Here is a 17,843-nt window from a genome sequence, read left to right as displayed (position 1 = left end):
TCGTCGCCGGCCGTGGCCGGGTCAGCCGGCGAGCGGCACCGCCGGGTGGTCCGCCGGGCCCTCGTGGTCGCAGCGCTCCTCGGTGCCGTGGACGTCCCAGGCCGGGAACGGGTCGTCGGCCGCCGTGGGCGCGGGCTCGTGGGGGTCGAGGAGGCAGGCGGTCAGGGCGGCGTGCAGCGGCCCGGCGCGCAGACCGGTGCCGATGAAGACCAGCTCCTGGCCGGCCGGGCCCGGCTCCGCACCATGACCCGGGCCCGGCTCCGTACGCCCCTCGTCCACACCCGACGGCTCGAAGCGGGCGACCGAACCGGCCTGGGACCACAGCCCGGTGAGGCCGGGACGGGTGGCGAGCCGGAAGAAGCCCTTGGAGCGCAGGACGCCGCCGAAGGCGCCGCTGTCGAGCTGCTCGGTGACGAAGTGCCAGAGGCGGGCCGGGTGGAAGGGGCGCTCGGCGCGGAACACGGTGCTGGAGATGCCGTACTCCTCGGTCTCCGGGACATGGTCGCCGTTGAGTTCCCGGACCCAGCCCGGCGCCTGCTGGGCACGCTCCAGGTCGAAGCGGCCGGTGCCCAGCACCTCGGCGGGCGGCACCGCGCCGTGCCGGGCCGGGACGATACGGGCGGCCGGGTTGAGCCGGGCCAGCGTCGCCCGCAGGCGCTCCGCGGTCCCCGCGTCGACCAGGTCGGTCTTGTTGAGCACGAGGACATCGGCGAACTCGATCTGGTCCATGAGGAGATCGCTGACCGTGCGCTCGTCGTCCTCGTACTGGTCCAGGCCGCGTTCGGCGAGGCCGTCGCCGCCGGTGAGTTCGGGGAGGAAGTGGGCCGCGTCGACGACGGTGACCATGGTGTCCAGGCGCGCGAGCTCGCCGAGCGTGGCGCCGTCATCGCGAGGAAAGGCGAAGGTCGCGGCGACCGGCATCGGTTCGGAGATACCGCTGGACTCGATCAGCAGATAGTCGAAGCGCCCCTCGCGGGCCAGCCGGTCGACCTCCTCCAGCAGATCGTCGCGCAGGGTGCAGCAGATGCACCCGTTGGTCATCTCGACGAGCCGCTCCTCCGTACGGGACAGCGCCGCGTCGCCCCCGCGCACCAGGGCGGCGTCGATGTTGATCTCGCTCATGTCATTGACGATGACGGCGACGCGCAGGCCCTCCCGGTTGCCCAGGACGTGGTTGAGCAGGGTCGTCTTGCCGGCGCCGAGGAAACCGGAGAGGACGGTGACGGGCAGCCGGGGGTGCGCCATGGCCGTCAGCCCTTCGGGTCGATCAGGCCGAGCCGGTATGCCTTCGCCAGGCGGCGCGGCACCTGGTACACGGAGCCGTCGACGGTGACCGGCACCAGCTGCGGCGTAGTGGCCTTCCACTGGGCCCGGCGGTGGCGGGTGTTGCTGCGGGAGAGCTTGCGCTTGGGTACGGCCATGGGACGGGCCTCCTACGGGACGGGCGGGTGCCGGCACGGGGCGCCGGCGGACGTCGTCGGAGGCTATATGGAAATGGGTGCCATTTTCAATTAGAGTTACCGGAGTGTGCGGGACGGCCATGCCACCGACGGCCCCGCACACCACCGCCCGGGGTGGCCTGCGGCAGGCCACCCCGGGCGGATCGGCGCCTGGGCGGGACGGTCCCCGACGGGATCACGGCACGGTCCCCGTCGGGGTCACGGCACGGTCCCCGACGGGATCAGATCGTCGCGGTGTCGATCACGAAGCGGTAGCGCACATCGCTCGCCATGACCCGCTCGTACGCCTCGTTGATCCGGTCCGCGGCGATCACCTCGATGTCCGCGGCCAGCCCGTGCTCCCCGCAGAAGTCGAGCATCTCCTGGGTCTCCGGGATGCCGCCGATCATCGAGCCGGCGAGCGACTTGCGCTGCGGTATCAGCGCGAACGGCGCGACCGGCAGCGGGCTCTCCGGGGCGCCGACCTGCACCAGCGTGCCGTCGGTGCGCAGCAGCCCGAGGTAGGCGTTCAGATCCAGGTTCGCCGAGACGGTGTTGACGATCAGGTCGAAGGTGCCGGCCAGTGCCTCGAAGGTGGCCGGGTCGGACGTCGCGTAGTAGTGGTCCGCGCCCAGCCGCAGCCCGTCGTCCTTCTTGCGCAGCGACTGGCTCAGCACGGTGACCTCCGCGCCCATCGCATGCGCGATCTTCACGCCCATGTGGCCGAGACCGCCCAGGCCGACGATCGCGACCTTCTTGCCGGGGCCGGCCTGCCAGTGGGCGAGCGGGGAGTAGAGGGTGATGCCGGCGCACAGCAGCGGGGCCGCGGCGTCCAGCGGGATGCTCTCGGGGATCCGCAGGGCGTAGTTCTCGTCGACGACGATATGAGTGGAGTAGCCGCCGTAGGTGGTCGCGCCGTCCCGGCCCGTGGCGTTGTACGTGCCGACGTTGCCGAGCTCGCCGGTGCAGTACTGCTGAAGCCCGGCACGGCAGTTCGCGCACTCCCGGCAGGAGTCGACGAAGCAGCCGACGCCGACCCGGTCGCCCGCCCGGTAGCGGGTGACCTCGGGGCCGACCTCGGCGACCACACCGGCGATCTCATGGCCGGGAACGATCGGGAACGCCCCGCCGTCGCCCCACTCGGCGCGCACGGTGTGGATGTCGGAGTGGCAGATACCGGCGTACTTGATGTCGATCAGGATGTCGTGGGCACCCAGCTCGCGGCGCGGAATCGTGGTCCGCTCCAGCGGTGCTTTCGGGGCGGGTGCGGCGTACGCGAAGACAGAGGTGTGCGTCATGCCATCGAGCATGTGTTGCTTCGCAGGCCCGAACCAGTGCCCCCTTCAACATATGCAGGGCGTGCCTAGTACTGACGGAACCACCCTCCGGGGCCGGCCGGGGGCGGCCGCCGGTCGTGGCCGAGGCGCTCCGGCGGCCGGCGTCGGTCAGGCGAAGACCACCGAACGGACCTTCAGCCGCTCCGAGCCATGACCGCCGTTCGGCCGGAGGGTGAAGTAGTCGCCGGTGCAGTCGGCGCCCGTGAACAGTGTGGCGACGGACGCGGTGTAGTTCTTCGGGGTGTGCGCGGGCAGTACGGCCGGGTCGGCCACCTCGGGCAGGGTGATGCACACCCGGCTCACCGGGTCGGGCAGCAGCCCCACATGCGGAGTGCCGGTCTGGTCGGTGTAGACGTAGGTGAAGGGGCCGGTGGCCGCGCCCGCCGGGGAGGCGGGCAGGGACAGGGTGAGCGCGAGCGCACTGACGGCGAGGGCGGCGGTGTGACGAAGTCGCATACAGACATTCCTTCCGTTCCGGTTCTGTGCGGAATGTGTGCTTCCCGGCCTTCCGCCCGGTGATGTGCGTCGTCACACGAAGGAGTTGCGGCGAAACGATCCCTCGGCGGGTGTTCGGGGCGGGGCCGGGTCGCGTGTCCGCGGGGCCGGGCCGGGTCTCTAGATGATCGATTCCAAGGGGTGGGCGATCATAGGCGGCCTGCGTGCAGCGGGAGTGACCTTTCCAGCCAGCCTTCTGCGTGGGCGCGCACCAACGTGACGTCCGTTTCCTGCCAGCAACCGCCCGTGCGTCGATCCAGCATGGGCACATGACCAGATACACCGTGCTCCCCGTTGACACAGCCGTCCTGAAGGAACTGCGGGTTGTCGACGACGCGGGCCGTCCCTGCGCCCCGTACCTCGCGACCGGCGACGACGTGGGCTCTCCGCTGCGCTGCTGCCTGCGCCCCATCACCCTCGGCGAGCGGATCGCCCTTGTTTCGTACGCCCCGTTGCGTCGCTGGGCCGCCACGAGGGGTGCAGATCCGGGCGCGTACGACGAACAGGGTCCCGTCTTCATCCATGCCGATGACTGCGGCGGGTTCACCCCCGGCGAAAACTATCCCTTCGCTCGGCCGGGCGCCCTGCGCACCGTGCGCCGCTATGACGCCCGGGGCCATATCGCAGGCGGCCGCCTTCTGGAGATTCCGGCCGACGCCACGACTGGCTTCGATGCAGCCTTCGACGATGCGTTCAACGATCCGGACGTGGTGCTCGTACACGTCAGGGCACTGGAATACGGATGCTTCCACTTCGAGGTGCGACGGCCCTGCGCCCAGGAGCAGTAGCAGCCGTACCACCTGAATGATCGACTTCAAGGGATCGGCTACGCGCATACGGCGAGGGAGTCCAACGTCGGTGTGTGAAGACAGAGTTGGACTCCCTCGCCACCGCACTGTACGTGAAGACCGATGACCTGCTGAAGGCATCACCGCATATCGCCCCGTGGCGGCCCGCAGTGGGCATCGTGCCGCAGCTGACCGACGCCGAACTGGTCACGCTCGCCATGATGCAGGCCATGCTGGGCTTCACCTCCGAGGCCAAGTGGCTTCGCCACGCCCACTCCCACCTGCGGCATCTCTTCCCTTACCCGCAGAGGCAGCCCGGCTACAACAAGCGCCTGCGCAAGGCCGCCGAACTGCTGCGGAGAGTGACCCGGCTGCTGGCCACCGACACCTCTGTATGGAGCGACGACGTGTGGATCGTGGATTCCACGCCGGTGGAGTGCGGACGCTCCCGCGAGACCGTCAAACGCCCCGACCTGGCCGGATGGGCCGAGTACGGGTACTGCGCCAGCCACAGCCGCTTCTTCTGGGGCCTGCGCCTGCACCTGGTGTGCACCCTGGAGGGCCTGCCGATCGTCTCGCGCTGACGGCCGCAATCCGGCACAACGACCACACCGGCCAGCCCGTCCTTCGCTCACTGACCGCCTACGACCACTAGCAACAGACCCCTTGGAATTGATCATCTAGGGCTGCTGCTGTCCCCCGTCGTACCGCGTCCGCAAGGCAGCGGCGCTCCGCTCGCACCAGTCGTGGGTCTCCCGTTCGAAGGCCAGACCGCGCAGACAGGTCAGATACGGGCCGAGCCGGGTGCCGTGGGCCAGGAACTCCGCCTCGTCCCGCCCGTCGCGCAGCCGCACCGCCAGCTGTTCGAGGATCTCGGCCTTGGCGGCGGCGGTCCGGGCCCGCGCGGCCAGCTGCTCGATCACCGGCGCGGCCGCGATCCGGTCCACGGCCTGCACCTTGACCAGCAGATCGTCGCGGATGAACGACGGCTTGGCCGTGGTCGCCGCGAACCGCTCCAGCTCGGCCAGGCCCTCCTCGGTGACATGGAACAGCCGCTTGTTGGGCCGGGTCTCCTGGATCACCTGGCGGCCGGCGACCAGCCCGTCCGCCTCCAGTTTGGTCAGCTCCGCGTAGAGCTGCTGCGGCAGTGCGTGCCAGAAATTGGCGACCCCGGCATCGAACGCCTTGGCCAGCTGATAGCCGCTGTACTCGCCGTCCAGCAGCGCCGCCAGCACCGCATGCCTGAGCGCCATGCCCGGCCACCCCTTTCCATACTCAAGAATATGACTAATCATAGTCGCGACTATGAGGGTGGGGTCGGGTCCATCGCCGCGGCCGGGTACGGGCCGAGGCCGCTCGACCACTGCCCGGCCGAGGCGAGGAGGAAGAGTCATGGGGACGACCGTGGACCGCTTCAAGGCGGCGGTGGAGGCAAAGGAACTCGACGCGGTGGAGGAGCTGTTCACCGCGGACGTCCGCCTCTACAGCCCGGTGAAGTTCACGCCCTTCGAGGGGCGGCCGATGGTGCTCGGGCTGTTCGGGGTGCTGCTGCGCACCTTCGAGGACTTCCGCTACGTCGGCGAGCTGACGGGCAGCGCCCAGACGGCGGCAGGCCCGGACGGCGGCTCCGCCGACTCCACCGTCCTGATCTTCCGGGCCACCGTGAACGGCAAGGAGATCCATGGCATGGATCTGCTCCAGTTCGACGAGGCGGGCCGGATCAAGGAGTTCACGGTGATGGTGCGCCCGCAGTCCGCGGTGCATGCGCTGGGCGAGGCGGTGCTGGCCGGGCTGGTCGAGGACGGGCTGGCGCCTCAGGCGTAGGGCGCTCGGCCGGGTGGCCTCTTTCGGACGAGCGACCGCCCATCCGAAAGAGGCCGATGCCGGGGCGGGGCGGTCACGGGGATCTCGGCTAGACGCGCTCCGCCTGTCCCACCGTCTAGACCCGCTCCGCCTGTTCCACCGTGATCGCCGCGGCCGGGCAGATGGCCGCCGCCTCGTGGACCGCGTCGTGCAGTGCGGCCGGCGGTTCGGCGTCGAGCAGCAGCACGATGCCGTCCTCCTCGCGCTGGTCGAACACCTCCGGCGCGGACAGCACACAGCTTCCGGCGCCGCAGCACTTGTCCTGGTCAATGTGTACGCGCATGGTTCTCTCCAAGAGGGGGCGTCGCCCGGCCGGTGACGGCCACGGACGGACGGGCTGTAAGCGGGCTGGGGGCTGGAAACGGGATGCGGGCCGGAACGGGACGACGGGAAGGGGCGGGATGACCGGAAGGGCCGGGGTGGCGCTGCCGGGCGCGGGTGCTCACCATGCGACGGGCAGCGCGTGCACCCCGTAAATCCCCATGTCATGACGGAACGGGATGTCCTCGAAGGGAATGTCGAGCCGCAGGCCGGGCAGCCGGCGCAGCAGGGTTTCGAGGGCGATCTGGAGTTCCACCCGGGCGAGCGGCTGGCCCAGGCACTGATGGACGCCGAAACCGAAGGCGAGATGACGGCGGGCATCGCGGCCGACGTCGAGCGCGGCGCCGCCGGGGAAGATCTCCTCGTCGCGGTTGGCGGTGTTGAGCACGCACAGCACGCCCTCGCCCGCGCGGATGGTGCGGCCGCCGATGGTGACGTCCTCGTCGGCGATCCGCGGGAGACCGTTGTGGACGATCGTCAGATAGCGCAGCAGCTCCTCGACGGCTCCCTTGATGAGCGACGGATCCGCGCGCAGCCGCGCCAGTTGGCCGGGGTTGCGCAGCAGGGTGAGGGTGGACAGCGCGGTCATGTTGGCGGTGGTCTCGTGGCCCGCGACCAGTAACAGCCGTCCCATGGAGGCGATGGCCGCATCGTCGAGTTCGCCGCGGGCGACCAGCCGGCTGATGATGCCGTCGTCGGGCGCACGCCGTTTGGCATCGGCGAGCCGGCTGAGGAAGTCCTGCAACTCCTCCTGCGCGCCGCGCACCTGCTCGGGCGTCGACCGCAGGTTGAGCAGCACGCTGCTGTGCTTCTGGAAGAACTCGTGATCGTCGTAGGGGACGCCGAGCAGCAGACAGATCACCAGGGACGGCAGCGGCAGCGCGAACTCCGCGACCAGGTCGGCCGCGTGCCGCCCCTCGGTCATCCGGTCCAGCAGCTCGTCGGCGAGGCGCTGCACCTCGGGGCGCATCGCCTCCATCTTCTTCACCATGAAGTCGGCGGTGAGCATCCGGCGCAGCCGGGCGTGCTCGGGGTCGTCCTGGCGGATGAACGACGGGTTGCCGGTGGCGAATTCACGTCCGCCGGCGGTCAGGAACGGGAATCCCGGGCGGGTCGCATCGGCACTGAACCGCGGATCGCCGAGCACCTCGCGTAAGTCCTGATGCCGGGTCACCAGCCAACAGGAGGAGCCGTCCCACAGCGTGGCCCGGGTGACCGGCTCCTCCCGGTGGGCCCGGGCGATCTCGGGGGCCGGGTCGAAGGGGCAGCCGGTGGCCCGTGCGCCGGGGACGGCGATGGGGGCGATGGGGGAGCGGCCGGCGTCAGGGCCGGTGCCTGGTCCGGCGTCCGGTCGGGTGCCTGGTCCGGCGTCCGGTCCGGTGCCTGGTCCGGCGTCCGGTCGGGTGTCCTGCTGCCTCTCGGCCGCCCTCTCGGTCTCCCTCTCGATGTGTTCTGTAGTCGTCATTCGGCTGGTCCTTCCACGATCGGGACACGGCGGTGCCGTGGCGAACGGTGCGGGTGGCGCCACTCCTTGACGGGACATACGAACTCGGCGGCCGGCTCGGCGGTCGACTCGGCGGCCGCGGTGACCAGCGGCGATCACTGTATGGCGATAGCTAGTTACCTAACTTAAGCAACTAAGTTGTTCTACGCTAACTCACTCTCGGAGGGGGCGGGAAGGGGAGAACGTGGCGCGCGCGAGGTTGGCTCAAACCCGGCGGACGCCCGTACGGAACGGGCAGGTCACGGGGCGGATCGCCGCGCCGCGCGGGCCGCTACAGTGCCTGCATGCCGGACCCCGGAAGAGACCAGGACCCCACCGTCGCACTGCAAAGAGTGCTGGCCACGCTGTCCTACCTGCTCACCCGCTCCCGGGCGCACGAACGCCAGGCGGCCGAGGCGGGCGTCACGGCGGCACGCTCCGATCTGTGGCTGCTGATGGCCCTGGAGGACAGTGGAGGCATCAGCAGGGTCGGTGATCTGGCCGCCCTGCTGATGGTCGAGCCGCCACATGTCACCCGCCAGATCAGCCAGTTGGAGTCCCAGGACCTGGTCGAACGGACCCCGGACTCCCTCGACCGCCGCGCCCGCAAAGTGGCCATCACCCCCCACGGCAAGGCCGTCCTCAACCGTCTGCAACAAACCAGCCATGCCGGCCTCCACGAGGCCCTCGCCGGATTCGACGACGCCGACATCGCCACCACCGTCGCCGTACTCAACCACCTGGTGGCCTACGCCCGCCGCAAGCACACGGACGAGGAACGCCAGCGGGGGCGGGGGATGTGAGACCCCGTCTTCGCCCCCGCCTGTCTCCGTCGCCGACCCCGCCCGGGTCCGTCTCCGTTCCCGACCCCGCGCTGGGGCCTCGCTGCTACTCGATCTCGACGCGGCCGCTGTGGCCGTTGGATGCTCCGGAGCCGCCGGTCTTGTCGGCGCCGGTGTCCTGCCCGTCGGTGGTGCCGAGGTTGCGGCGGACCGAGTCGAGGATCGTCAGGCCCTGGCCGACCAGGCCGGCGGCGATCTCGCCGAGACCGTCGGTGCCGTTGAGGACATTGACGTTGGCGTTGGAGAGGCCCGCGGAAGCCTCCTTGACGATCTGCGGGAGCTGGTCGATGAGCATCCGGTCCAGGGCCACCCGGTCGTGCGAGGCGGCGGCCTCGGCCTGGATCTTCATCCGCTCGGCCTCGGCCAACGCCAGCAGACGGATGCGCTCGGCCTCCGCCTCGGCGGGCTTGACCACCTCGGCCACCAGCTCCTGCTGACGCAACCGGGCCGCGCGCTCGGCGAGTTCGGTCTGCGCGGCGAGGACTTCCTGCTGGGCGTGTGCCTGGGCGAGCGGGCCGGCCTGGGCGGCGTGGGCCTGGGCGCGGTCCACCTCGGCGTTGTACTCGGCCTGGACCACGGCGGTCTGCCGGGAGTACTCGGCCTGATTACGCGCGGCCTCCTGCTGCGCCTCGACCGAAGCCTGGGTGGCCTGGGCCTGGGCGATCTGCGCCTGCCGCTGGATGGCGGCCTTGTGCGGGGCGGACATCGCCTCGATATAGCCGGTCTCGCCGTCGTCGATCGACTGGATCTGCAACGAGTCGACGATCAGACCGATCTTCGCCATCTCGGTCTTGGACGTCTCCAGCACCTCGGTGGCCAGCTTCTGCCGCTCGGTGACGATCTCCTCGACCGTCATCGAACCGATGATGGAGCGCAGATGACCGGCGAAGATCCGGCCGGTCAGTACCGACATCTGGTCCTGGTCGGACAGGAACCGCTGGCCCGCATTGACCACGCTCTCGGTGTCATTGCCGACCTTGAACGCGATCACGGCGCGGACCGTCAGCGCGATGCCCTGCCGGGTCACACAGGTCTCGGCGACCTCCGCCTCACACATCGCCAGGGTCAGAAAGCGGACCTTGCGAAAGACCGGCAGCACGAACTTGCCGTGCCCGGTGACCACTCGGAATGGCGCGCCCCCTTGTCCACGCCTGCCGCCCGAAATCAGCATGGCTTGATCGGGGGCAGGAACGCGGTAACCGAACATCCTTTGTCTCCTCAGCCTGCGTCGCCGGCACCGCCGGTCAACGCGTCCAACGGATCGGCCCACTCCATGACGTCGACCTGGCGACTGCCACGGGACTCGATGACGAGCACGGTCGCCCCTACCGGAAGGGGCTCGGCGGACCAGGCGAGGAAGGTCTCGGAGCCGCCCCTGATCCGCACCAGAACCTCACCGGGACCGGCAGCCCCACGAGTGCCGATCAGAAGCACTCCCGTACAGCCGATCACGGCATCGTCCTGCGCCATCGGCGGCTGCCCTCCCCCGTTCACGTTCCTGGAAATCCGACCTTAGCGCTCCGGTGCGCGGCGGCCTACGGGGGGAGGGCGGCGAGTTGGGACACCGGTTCGGGCGCGCGCACTTTCTTGTCCCGACGGGGCCGAATACCGAATGCGGGGAGGGGAATTTCGCCGGACCGAGCTGTCATCTCATCGGCATCTCATCGACTCCTCATCGATTCGGTACGGAGGATTCAAAGCGCCGTGGGCAGGTTGTCGAGGGCGGACAGGATGTCGGACGGCTCGGCGCGGGCGGTGTAGTCGGTGTCGAGGAAGGACCAGCGGATGGTGCCGTCCCGGTCGATGACGTAGGTGGCGGGAACGGGCAGGGTGCGCGGATGTCCGCCGTTGACCCGCTGGAGGTCGAAGCCGAAGGACTCGTAGACGACGGCCAGGTCGTCGGGCAGGTCGAAGCTGATGCCGAACTGCTTGGCGGTGTCCGAGCCGAGGTCGCTGAGGACGTCGAAGGCGAGCGAGTGCTTTTCGGTGAGGGTCAGGGACTCGTCGGGGATCTGCGGCGATATGGCCACCAACTGGGCGCCACGGGCGGTGATTTCGGCGTGGTGCTGCTGGAGGACACGCAGGGCGAAGTTGCAGAAGGGGCACCAGGCGCCGCGGTAGAAGGTGAGCACGACCGGGCCCGCCGACAGCAGACCGTCCAGCGTGACGGTGCGACCGGTCGAGGTGGGGAGGCTGAAGCCAGGGGCGGTGTCTCCGGTCCGCAGGGCGCGCTCGGCCAGTCCGGAGGCGGCGAGCTCACGGCCGGCCCGCTCCATCACGGCGCGCTCGGCGTCAGGGATCTCGATGTGGGGGTAGTGCTCGCGCAGGAAGGCGGTGAGTCCGTCGGCGTAGTTCATTGCGGGGGTTGCTCCTGAGGCGAGAGAGGGGCGCGCAGGGGCGCGAGGGCAGCGGCCACCGTGTCGGTCAGCGCCTGGGCGTCGGCACCGGCACGGGAGCGCAGATTGACGCCGTACGCGAGGGTCGCCAGCACCGCGGCGGAGGCGTCGAGATCGCAGGACGGCTGGAGTTGCCCCAGGTCAGCGGCGTTGGCCAGGGCCGCGCGCATGGCTGACTGGAGCATGTGGTGGTGGTCTTCGAGCAGCGTGCGGATGCCGGTGTCGGTGCACTCCGGTCCGGCGTAGGCGTTGGTGACCATGCAGCCCCAGCCGGCGACCGGGCCGGAACAGCGCACCTCGATCAGCCCGGCGAAGAACTCCTCTATCGAGGTCAGCCCCGCGGAGGCCCGCGACAGCTGGGCGAAGGCCGGTGTCGAGTGCTGCGCTATATAGCGGTCCAGCGCCGCGGCGTAGAGGCCGTCCTTGTTGCCGAAGGTCGCATAGAGGCTGGAGCGGCTCACTCCGGTCGCGCTCACCAGCGCCTGGATGCCGGTCGTCGGCAGGCCATGGCGCCAGAAGACCTGGATCGCTTCGTCGAGCACGAGCTCGGGGTTGAAGTGCTTGATGTCGGGCATGGCTGTGCTGCTCGTTTCGCCGTCACCGGGGGAAGGAATGCAGGGTCACTCGGTCCCGCTCACGTATCTTGGAACGGTCATTCCAAGATACGTCGACTGCCCTTGCCTGGCAAGGAGTTGAGGAAATCGGCTGAGGAAACTTCTGGAACGCACGCCCCACCCCCACCCCACCCCTACGGGTTGACCCCCACCGCCTTGAAGAAGGTGTAGTGGAAGGTTCCGCCCTCGTCGGCGGTCAGGCGTAGGTCGGCGATGCCGCGGTCCCAGTCCGCGGCGGTGGTCAGGCCGGTGCTCAGCGCTTCGTGCCGGACCGCCTCCACCATGGCGATGAAGGTCTTCCGGGTGAGGCCGTCCACCAGCGCGGGGTGGGTGGCGTCGGCGTAGGCCGTCCGCGGCCGGACCACCACCTGGTCGAATCCGGCGCCGCTGAGCAGTGGCTGCAACGCCCGTCCGAGCAGCGCGTTTCCACCGGCCGCGGCCTGTAGGCGTACCTGGTGGCCGATCACTTCATGGGCGTGGATGCTGTCCGGGTGGAGGACCACCGAGCCGTGGTCACCTTCGATCACGGTCAGGGTGCCGCCGGGCCGCAGGACGTGGCGCAGCGCAGCCAGTGCCTGGGCCGGGTCCGGCAGGTGCTCCAGCACGAAGCAGGCGAAGACATGGTCGAACTCGGCCGGGCCGAAGGGGAGGTGGTGGAGGTCGGCGGTCCGCCACTCCACGTCGGCCCCGGGCTCCTGCGCCGCCACATGGGCGCGGGCCTGCGCCAGGGACTCCGCGGACCGGTCGATCGCGACGATCCGTGCCCCCGGACTGTTCCTGGCCAGATGCACGGTCTGTGCGCCCACCCCGCAGCCGACCTCCAGTACCCGGCTGCCGGCGGCGTACGCCGTACCTGCGTGCAGCAACGCGGCCAGTGTGTCCGCCTGGTCGCCCAGGCGACGTGCTTCCTGTGGTGAATAGCCGTGCACATAGGCCGTGTTCGTTGTCATGCCTTCACCGTGCCGCGACAATGGCCCGGTGCACAGGTCCAAAGAGCACCCTGCCAACCGGTCCATAAGCCCCACGCCGCCCCCGGCCCCACCGTCCCGCCGCACGTCCCCCGCCCCCGGTTCGTCCGACTTCCTTCAGCTGAATCTCGACGACGCGCCCGTGGGGGGCCGGTCGGACTGGCTGGCACGGGAGTTGCGGCGGGCTGTCGCGGACGGCCGGCTGCCGGTCGGGAGCCGACTGCCCGCGACCCGGACGCTCGCCGCCGAGCTGGGGGTATCGCGGGGCGTGGTCACCGAGGCGTATCAGCGGCTGATCGAGGACGGGCAGCTAGCCGGGCGGGGGAGGGGCGGCACGGTCGTCGTCGCCGCGCCCGTGACGGCCGATACGAGGTCCACGGAAGGGACGTCCGTCGCCCACCGGCCGCCCCGCGACCACCGGCCGCCCGTCACCCACCGGCCGCCCCGCGCCCACCGGCCGCCCGCTCCGTTCGCCGCACCGCCCGGCCCGGAGATCTTCGACGAGCTGCGCACCGCACCCGCACGGATCGACCTCGCACCCGGCGTGCCGGACCTGGCCGCCTTCCCCCGTGCGGCCTGGCTGCGTGCCGAACGCGCGGTGCTGGCGGACCTCCCGTCGGCCGGCCTCGGATACGGCGACCCCCGTGGCACCGCCGCGCTGCGCCGGGCGGTCGTCAACTGGCTGGCCCGCAACCGCGGGATCAGGGCGGACCCGGACGAGGTGCTGATCGTCGCCGGTACCGCGCAGGGGCTCGGTCTGATCACGGACGTGCTGCACCGCGACGGGATTCCGGAGATCGCGGTGGAGGACCCCGGATCGCTGGGCGCGCGACAGCATCTCCAGTACTGGCGGATGGCGACGCCGCCGGTCCCGGTGGACGGCGACGGGATACGCGTCGACGCGCTGCGGGCCAGCGGCGCACGGGCCGTACTGCTGACTCCGGCGCACCAGTTCCCGACCGGAGTGGTGCTCGGTGGCGCACGGCGCCGGGAGCTGATGCGCTGGGCGGCCGACGGCGGCCTGATCATCGAGGACGACTACGACGCCGAGCACCGCTACGACCGCGCGCCGGTCCCCGCCCTGCGCTCGCTCCTCCCCGAGCAGGTCTGTTACGCCGGCAGCGTCTCCAAGCTGCTGGCCCCCGCCCTGCGGGTGGGCTGGCTGCTGCCGCCGCCGAAGTACCGGGAGGCGGTGGTCGACGCCAAGCGGTTCGCCGACCTCGGCAGTGCCGCACTGCCGCAACTGGTCCTGGCCCGGCTGATGGAGTCCGGCGAACTGGAGCGCCGTCTGCGGCTGTTGCGTCGCCGCCATCGCCGCCGCCGGGACGCCATGATCGCGGCGATCCGCGCACATCTGCCGGGCGCGACCGTGCACGGCGCCGCGGCGGGCGTGCATCTGACGCTCACCTTCGGACCGGACGGCTACCGGGGCTCCGATACGGACCTGGCCGCGGCCGCGCTCACCCACGGCGTCAAGGTCCACCCCCTGTCCTGGCACTGCCAGCGTCCGTCGCCGCCGGGCCTGGTGCTCGGCTACGCCGCCCGCACCCAGGACGAGATCACGCAGGGGCTGGCCGTCGTGGGCGAGGTGCTGAGAAGCGCGTAACGGGGGCCACGCGCCTGAACGCCCCTTCCGCAACCCGCAGTTCTGTAACCCCTCCTGCCCCGGCGCCCCTCCTGTACCCCGCCCTCGCCCCGACGCAGGCACATACGGGGGGCGCTCCCGTACGTGCCGCTGGACGGTCCGGCCCGGGGTGTCCGGGCGGGATCAGGGCTCGATGACCGGTGCCGTGTCGCTGGACGGGGACAGGATGGCCGTCGGGGTGACCGCGCCGGCGAAGCTGACCTCATAGCCGTGGTTGATGAGGATGAGCGTCAGGGTGAGCGTCTCGTTCACCCGGGCGACGCCCTGGGCGTCGGTGTTGGCGATGCCCAGGACGTTGCTGCCGGCCTTGAACAGGATCGGCTGGTTGGGCACCGGAAGGCCGGTGACCTGGTCGGTCAGCGTGGCCGTCAGGAACGGGAAGTACACGTGCGGCGGGAACAGCTTCGTCAGCGCCGGGGTCGCGGTCAGCGAGGTGGCGTGGACGGGGAGGAAGTAGGTGAAGCCGCCCACCAGGGTGAAGCTGCCACCAGGGGTGGTGACGGTGACGTCCGCGGGGCCGGGCGCCCCGGGCGGAGTGGTCGCGGTCAGCTGCGTACCGGTGGCGTTGACGGTCACGCCGGTCGCGGGGTTGCCGCCGATGTCGACGGACGCCCCGGTCAGGTTGGTGCCGGTGATCGTCACCACCGTGCCGCCCGTGACGGGCCCCGAGTTGGGGGTGATGCTGGTGATCGTCGGGTCGAATTGGATGACGCTGACACTGGCCCCGGCGATGTTGGTGACGTAGACCTTGTTGTTGGGCGCGACCACCAGGGCGATCGGCTGGCTGCCGACGGGGATCGGGGCGCCGATGGTGGTGTTGGTGGTGGTGTCGATCACCGACACGTTGTTCGATCCGCGGTTGGCCGTGTAGGCGTTGCCGTCGGGGCCGACCGTGATGCCCCACGGGTTGGTGCCGACGGGGATCGTGGTGATGATGGTGTCCGTGGTGGTGTCGACCACCGTCACGTTGTTCGAGCCGATGTTGGCGACGTAGGCATCCCCGCTGGGGCCGATCGCCACGAAGTTCGGCTGGTTGAAGCCGGGGATCGTGGTGAGGACCGTGGCGGTGGCGGTGTCGATCACCGTCACGCTGTTCCCGTTCCGGTTGGCGACGTACGCCTTGCCGTTGGGGGCGACCGCGATGCCCACCGGGCCGCTTCCGGTGGGGATCGCGGCGCCGATGGTGGTGTTGGTGGCGGTGGCGATCTCCTGCACGCTGTTCGCCCCGAAGCGGCTGACGTAGACATTGCCGCTGGGGATGACCGCCGCCGCGGCGGGGCCACCGCTGAGGGCGATCGTGGTGAGGACGGTGCTGGTGGCGGTGTCGATCACCGTCACGTTGTTGGAGATGTTGTTGGGGACGTAGGCGTTGCCGTTGGGGGCGACGGTCAGCCAGGCCGGCGTGGTGCCGGTCGGGATCGCGGCGCCGATGACGGTGTCCGTGGCGGTGTCGATGGTCTGCACATTGTTCGACCCGGAGTTGGCGACGTAGAGGTCGCCATTGGGGATGAACGCCAGCCCGACCGGGTTGCTCCCGACCGGGATCGTTGTGACGGCCAGGAACGTCGTGGGCGCGGCCGTTGCCCGCACCGGGACGGGGGAGGCGGCCGGCTCCAGCGGATTCTGCGCCGGCGTCAAGAGACTCGTGCTCATGTGGACCCCTTCTGTGGGGGGCCGTCCAGAGATCCCGCTCCGGGGCACCACACCCACAGAAACCCGCGTCACAAAAACGCGGAGGGCCGCGCATCCCCGAGGAGGGATGGGCAGCCCATTGGTCGGTCGATTTCTTGCTTCCCGCGCCGAAGGGCGGTGAAACCTCCGCCTTGGCCATGTTTCGTGGCTTCTCCAAGCCTTTACCCAGGGGGAGTTGTCCGGCACCGGGCCGTCAGCGGAACGGAAGCGGGTGGTCCCGTTCCGGCTCCGGACGGGAGCCGAAGATCCGCCGGTCCGCCTCCGTGATCGCGACGTCGTGGATACCGGCCTCCCGGCGCCGCATCAGCCCGTCCGCGTCGAACTCCCACAGCTCGTTGCCGTAGCTGCGCCACCACTGCCCGGTGGCGTCATGGCACTCGTACTGGAAGCGCACCGCGATCCGGTTGCCGCTGTACGACCAGAGCTCCTTGCGCAGGGCGTAGTCCAGCTCCCGGGCCCACTTCCGGCGCAGGAAGGCGACGATCTCCTCGCGGCCGGTGAGGAAGGTGTCGCGGTTCCGCCAGACCGAGTCCTCGGTGTAGGCGAGGGCGACCCGCTCCGGGTCGCGGGTGTTCCAGGCGTCCTCGGCCGCCTGCACCTTCTGCCGGGCGCCCGGCTCGTCGAACGGGGGGAAGGGTGCGCGTGGCGCCATGACGGACTCCCTCTCTCAAGAGCAGAGAACGATCGTTCTCCATTGGTCGGCTAGTGTAGAGAACGACCGTTCTCCTGGAAAGCCCCGGAAGTGCCATGGACCTCGCCGAAGCCCGTACGCGGATACTCGACGCCGCGGAGAAGCTGTTCTACGACCGCGGCATCCAGTCCGTGGGGATGGATGAGCTCCGCGCCGCCGCCGGGGTGTCGCTCAAGCGCCTCTACCAGTGCTTCCCCGCCAAGCACGACCTCGTCGAGGCGTACCTGCGCCGGCGCGACACCCGCTGGCGCACCGCACTCGCCGCGTACGTCGACGCGCACGCCGACGGCCCCGCGGACCGGCCGCTCGCGGTCTTCGACTGGCTGGGCGAGTGGTTCGCGGAGGACGGCTTCCGCGGCTGCGCCTTCCTCAACGCGTACGGGGAGCTGGGGGCGACCTCCGACCGGGTCGGCCGGGTCGCGCGGGAGCACAAGGAGGCGCTGCTGGGGTATGTGACCGGCCTGGTGCGGGCGGTGCCGGTGGCCGAACCGGAGGGGCCGGCCCGGCAGTTGGTGCTGCTGATCGACGGGGCGATCGCCGGCGCCGCGCTCATGGGTGAGCCCGCCGCCGCCCGGCAGGCCCGTACCGCCGCCGCCGCGCTCATGGAGGCGGCGGGGAGCGCGACGGGGGCGCGGGCGGCGCGCCCAGCGGAAGGTTATGGCACGTGAGTTCGAAAGCCGACTAAGATCAACTACGTGCACGCGGTGCCCGCCACGCCCCATTCGTGGCGGGATTTTTCGCGTCTTCCGCCTGTATTCCGAGGAGAGGAATCCCCCCACACATGACCCGTTCGAAGCTGCTCCGCGCACTGACCGTCGCCGGCACGATCGCGCTGAGCGCCGTCGCCACCACCCCGGCCGCGCACGCCGCCGCGGACGCCTGCACCCATGACTGGTCGGGTCCGCAGATCTGCATCTCGGCCGACGGCCGGAACGGGACGGCCAACCCCGGTCACGTCACCGCGTCCTGGACCAACCCGCCCAAGAGCCGGCAGTCCGCGACCGTCTACCTCTACCAGCCGGACGGCTACACCTACTCGTTCAAGGCGAAGCGGTCCGGCGGCGAGATCGTCGGCCACACCGTCCCGGGCATCCAGTCCGACGGGAATCTCTGCGTGCGGTTCAAGGGCAGCTCGCACAAGGCGTGCATCGACATCCGCAACCGTAACGGCTCCTTCTGAGGGGCTCGCGGGGCAGCGGCCCCAGGACGCGGAGCGGCCGGCGGGCGGGCCAGCCGCCGGCGCGGCCGAAGGGGCGGAGCGGGGGCCGG

20 protein-coding genes and 1 pseudogene are annotated in these 17,843 nt (G+C 70.5%); 7 read left to right on the top strand and 14 right to left on the bottom strand.

Translation table 11 applies throughout. From position 1 onward, the window contains the following. Positions 1-21: 21 nt before the first annotated feature. The 4 genes from ACFWJW_RS26170 to ACFWJW_RS26155 all read right to left on the bottom strand — a co-directional run bounded on the left by ACFWJW_RS26170 (position 22) and on the right by ACFWJW_RS26155 (position 3,232). Entirely contained in the window at positions 22-1,245 is a 1,224-nt protein-coding gene (locus ACFWJW_RS26170; RefSeq protein ID WP_387245981.1) for a GTP-binding protein, read from the bottom strand. Between the two features lie 5 nt (positions 1,246-1,250). Continuing rightward, positions 1,251-1,421: a 50S ribosomal protein L32 gene (gene rpmF / locus ACFWJW_RS26165; RefSeq protein ID WP_085928160.1), complete on the bottom strand. Its 171-nt coding sequence runs from the start codon at positions 1,419-1,421 to the stop codon at positions 1,251-1,253. 260 nt (positions 1,422-1,681) lie between these two features. After that, positions 1,682-2,737 (bottom strand): NAD(P)-dependent alcohol dehydrogenase, encoded by a 1,056-nt coding sequence (locus ACFWJW_RS26160; RefSeq protein ID WP_387245979.1) that lies wholly within the window; start codon positions 2,735-2,737, stop codon positions 1,682-1,684. A gap of 147 nt (positions 2,738-2,884) precedes the next feature. Further along, positions 2,885-3,232: a hypothetical protein gene (locus ACFWJW_RS26155; protein ID WP_387245977.1), complete on the bottom strand. Its 348-nt coding sequence runs from the start codon at positions 3,230-3,232 to the stop codon at positions 2,885-2,887. Positions 3,233-3,540: 308 nt separating this feature from the next. Here ACFWJW_RS26155 and ACFWJW_RS26150 point away from each other — a divergent pair, with 308 nt between their 5' ends. Together ACFWJW_RS26150 and ACFWJW_RS26145 are read left to right on the top strand one after the other, a co-directional pair. Further along, positions 3,541-4,059 (top strand): DUF1203 domain-containing protein, encoded by a 519-nt coding sequence (locus tag ACFWJW_RS26150; RefSeq protein ID WP_387245975.1) that lies wholly within the window; start codon positions 3,541-3,543, stop codon positions 4,057-4,059. A gap of 74 nt (positions 4,060-4,133) precedes the next feature. Continuing rightward, a pseudogene (locus ACFWJW_RS26145) lies at positions 4,134-4,631 on the top strand (IS982 family transposase); the annotation flags it as partial. 108 nt (positions 4,632-4,739) lie between these two features. Here the strand turns inward: ACFWJW_RS26145 and ACFWJW_RS26140 are convergent. Next, positions 4,740-5,312, bottom strand: a complete 573-nt coding sequence (locus ACFWJW_RS26140; protein ID WP_387245973.1) for a PadR family transcriptional regulator — start codon at positions 5,310-5,312, stop codon at positions 4,740-4,742. A gap of 139 nt (positions 5,313-5,451) precedes the next feature. Here ACFWJW_RS26140 and ACFWJW_RS26135 point away from each other — a divergent pair, with 139 nt between their 5' ends. Then, positions 5,452-5,883, top strand: coding sequence for a nuclear transport factor 2 family protein (locus tag ACFWJW_RS26135; RefSeq protein ID WP_387245971.1), 432 nt, complete (start codon positions 5,452-5,454; stop codon positions 5,881-5,883). 115 nt (positions 5,884-5,998) lie between these two features. On the opposite strand, the gene ACFWJW_RS26130 is transcribed toward ACFWJW_RS26135, so the two are convergent. Together ACFWJW_RS26130 and ACFWJW_RS26125 are read right to left on the bottom strand one after the other, a co-directional pair. Then, entirely contained in the window at positions 5,999-6,205 is a 207-nt protein-coding gene (locus tag ACFWJW_RS26130) for a ferredoxin (RefSeq protein WP_387245969.1), read from the bottom strand. Between the two features lie 159 nt (positions 6,206-6,364). After that, a complete protein-coding gene (locus tag ACFWJW_RS26125) occupies positions 6,365-7,708 on the bottom strand; it encodes a cytochrome P450 (protein WP_387245967.1) in 1,344 nt (447 codons plus the stop codon). Between the two features lie 323 nt (positions 7,709-8,031). On the opposite strand from ACFWJW_RS26125, the gene ACFWJW_RS26120 reads away from it, so the two are divergent. Next, positions 8,032-8,529: a MarR family winged helix-turn-helix transcriptional regulator gene (locus tag ACFWJW_RS26120; protein ID WP_387245965.1), complete on the top strand. Its 498-nt coding sequence runs from the start codon at positions 8,032-8,034 to the stop codon at positions 8,527-8,529. A gap of 85 nt (positions 8,530-8,614) precedes the next feature. On the opposite strand, the gene ACFWJW_RS26115 is transcribed toward ACFWJW_RS26120, so the two are convergent. The 5 genes from ACFWJW_RS26115 to ACFWJW_RS26095 form a co-directional block, all read right to left on the bottom strand. Further along, positions 8,615-9,775, bottom strand: a complete 1,161-nt coding sequence (locus ACFWJW_RS26115; RefSeq protein WP_387245963.1) for a flotillin family protein — start codon at positions 9,773-9,775, stop codon at positions 8,615-8,617. Positions 9,776-9,786: 11 nt separating this feature from the next. Beyond that, on the bottom strand, positions 9,787-10,038 hold the full coding sequence (locus tag ACFWJW_RS26110; RefSeq protein WP_387245961.1) for a hypothetical protein: 252 nt from the start codon (positions 10,036-10,038) through the stop codon (positions 9,787-9,789). A 224-nt stretch (positions 10,039-10,262) separates the two neighbouring features. Then, positions 10,263-10,925, bottom strand: coding sequence for a peroxiredoxin-like family protein (locus ACFWJW_RS26105; RefSeq protein WP_387245960.1), 663 nt, complete (start codon positions 10,923-10,925; stop codon positions 10,263-10,265). Further along, positions 10,922-11,539, bottom strand: a complete 618-nt coding sequence (locus ACFWJW_RS26100) for a TetR/AcrR family transcriptional regulator (protein WP_387245958.1) — start codon at positions 11,537-11,539, stop codon at positions 10,922-10,924. The genes ACFWJW_RS26105 and ACFWJW_RS26100 overlap by 4 nt, the downstream gene beginning before the upstream one ends. Before the next feature lie 173 nt (positions 11,540-11,712). After that, a complete protein-coding gene (locus tag ACFWJW_RS26095) occupies positions 11,713-12,528 on the bottom strand; it encodes a methyltransferase domain-containing protein (protein ID WP_387245956.1) in 816 nt (271 codons plus the stop codon). 28 nt (positions 12,529-12,556) lie between these two features. On the opposite strand from ACFWJW_RS26095, the gene ACFWJW_RS26090 reads away from it, so the two are divergent. After that, entirely contained in the window at positions 12,557-14,152 is a 1,596-nt protein-coding gene (locus tag ACFWJW_RS26090) for a PLP-dependent aminotransferase family protein (RefSeq protein ID WP_387245954.1), read from the top strand. A gap of 162 nt (positions 14,153-14,314) precedes the next feature. Here ACFWJW_RS26090 and ACFWJW_RS26085 read toward each other — a convergent pair whose 3' ends face one another. After that, complete coding sequence (locus tag ACFWJW_RS26085; RefSeq protein WP_387245952.1) at positions 14,315-15,844, bottom strand: IPT/TIG domain-containing protein; 1,530 nt, start codon at positions 15,842-15,844, stop codon at positions 14,315-14,317. A gap of 232 nt (positions 15,845-16,076) precedes the next feature. Next, positions 16,077-16,535 (bottom strand): nuclear transport factor 2 family protein, encoded by a 459-nt coding sequence (locus ACFWJW_RS26080; protein ID WP_387245950.1) that lies wholly within the window; start codon positions 16,533-16,535, stop codon positions 16,077-16,079. A gap of 95 nt (positions 16,536-16,630) precedes the next feature. On the opposite strand from ACFWJW_RS26080, the gene ACFWJW_RS26075 reads away from it, so the two are divergent. Together ACFWJW_RS26075 and ACFWJW_RS26070 are read left to right on the top strand one after the other, a co-directional pair. Next, a complete protein-coding gene (locus tag ACFWJW_RS26075; RefSeq protein WP_387245948.1) occupies positions 16,631-17,242 on the top strand; it encodes a TetR/AcrR family transcriptional regulator in 612 nt (203 codons plus the stop codon). 113 nt (positions 17,243-17,355) lie between these two features. Beyond that, positions 17,356-17,754, top strand: coding sequence for a hypothetical protein (locus ACFWJW_RS26070; RefSeq protein ID WP_387245946.1), 399 nt, complete (start codon positions 17,356-17,358; stop codon positions 17,752-17,754). Positions 17,755-17,843: the final 89 nt, after the last annotated feature.

Source organism: Streptomyces sp. NPDC127097, from assembly GCF_042724075.1.
Lineage (GTDB): Bacteria > Actinomycetota > Actinomycetes > Streptomycetales > Streptomycetaceae > Streptomyces.
This window is presented reverse-complemented; position numbering and strand designations above follow the sequence as displayed.

Coding starts and splice junctions, on each gene's coding strand:
- ACFWJW_RS26170 (WP_387245981.1), bottom strand. CDS start 1,245: ATGGCGCACCCCCGGCTGCCCGTCACCGTCCTCTCCGGTTTCCTCGGC.
- rpmF (WP_085928160.1), bottom strand. CDS start 1,421: ATGGCCGTACCCAAGCGCAAGCTCTCCCGCAGCAACACCCGCCACCGC.
- ACFWJW_RS26160 (WP_387245979.1), bottom strand. CDS start 2,737: ATGACGCACACCTCTGTCTTCGCGTACGCCGCACCCGCCCCGAAAGCA.
- ACFWJW_RS26155 (WP_387245977.1), bottom strand. CDS start 3,232: ATGCGACTTCGTCACACCGCCGCCCTCGCCGTCAGTGCGCTCGCGCTC.
- ACFWJW_RS26150 (WP_387245975.1), top strand. CDS start 3,541: ATGACCAGATACACCGTGCTCCCCGTTGACACAGCCGTCCTGAAGGAA.
- ACFWJW_RS26140 (WP_387245973.1), bottom strand. CDS start 5,312: ATGGCGCTCAGGCATGCGGTGCTGGCGGCGCTGCTGGACGGCGAGTAC.
- ACFWJW_RS26135 (WP_387245971.1), top strand. CDS start 5,452: ATGGGGACGACCGTGGACCGCTTCAAGGCGGCGGTGGAGGCAAAGGAA.
- ACFWJW_RS26130 (WP_387245969.1), bottom strand. CDS start 6,205: ATGCGCGTACACATTGACCAGGACAAGTGCTGCGGCGCCGGAAGCTGT.
- ACFWJW_RS26125 (WP_387245967.1), bottom strand. CDS start 7,708: ATGACGACTACAGAACACATCGAGAGGGAGACCGAGAGGGCGGCCGAG.
- ACFWJW_RS26120 (WP_387245965.1), top strand. CDS start 8,032: ATGCCGGACCCCGGAAGAGACCAGGACCCCACCGTCGCACTGCAAAGA.
- ACFWJW_RS26115 (WP_387245963.1), bottom strand. CDS start 9,775: ATGTTCGGTTACCGCGTTCCTGCCCCCGATCAAGCCATGCTGATTTCG.
- ACFWJW_RS26110 (WP_387245961.1), bottom strand. CDS start 10,038: ATGGCGCAGGACGATGCCGTGATCGGCTGTACGGGAGTGCTTCTGATC.
- ACFWJW_RS26105 (WP_387245960.1), bottom strand. CDS start 10,925: ATGAACTACGCCGACGGACTCACCGCCTTCCTGCGCGAGCACTACCCC.
- ACFWJW_RS26100 (WP_387245958.1), bottom strand. CDS start 11,539: ATGCCCGACATCAAGCACTTCAACCCCGAGCTCGTGCTCGACGAAGCG.
- ACFWJW_RS26095 (WP_387245956.1), bottom strand. CDS start 12,528: ATGACAACGAACACGGCCTATGTGCACGGCTATTCACCACAGGAAGCA.
- ACFWJW_RS26085 (WP_387245952.1), bottom strand. CDS start 15,844: ATGAGCACGAGTCTCTTGACGCCGGCGCAGAATCCGCTGGAGCCGGCC.
- ACFWJW_RS26080 (WP_387245950.1), bottom strand. CDS start 16,535: ATGGCGCCACGCGCACCCTTCCCCCCGTTCGACGAGCCGGGCGCCCGG.
- ACFWJW_RS26075 (WP_387245948.1), top strand. CDS start 16,631: ATGGACCTCGCCGAAGCCCGTACGCGGATACTCGACGCCGCGGAGAAG.
- ACFWJW_RS26070 (WP_387245946.1), top strand. CDS start 17,356: ATGACCCGTTCGAAGCTGCTCCGCGCACTGACCGTCGCCGGCACGATC.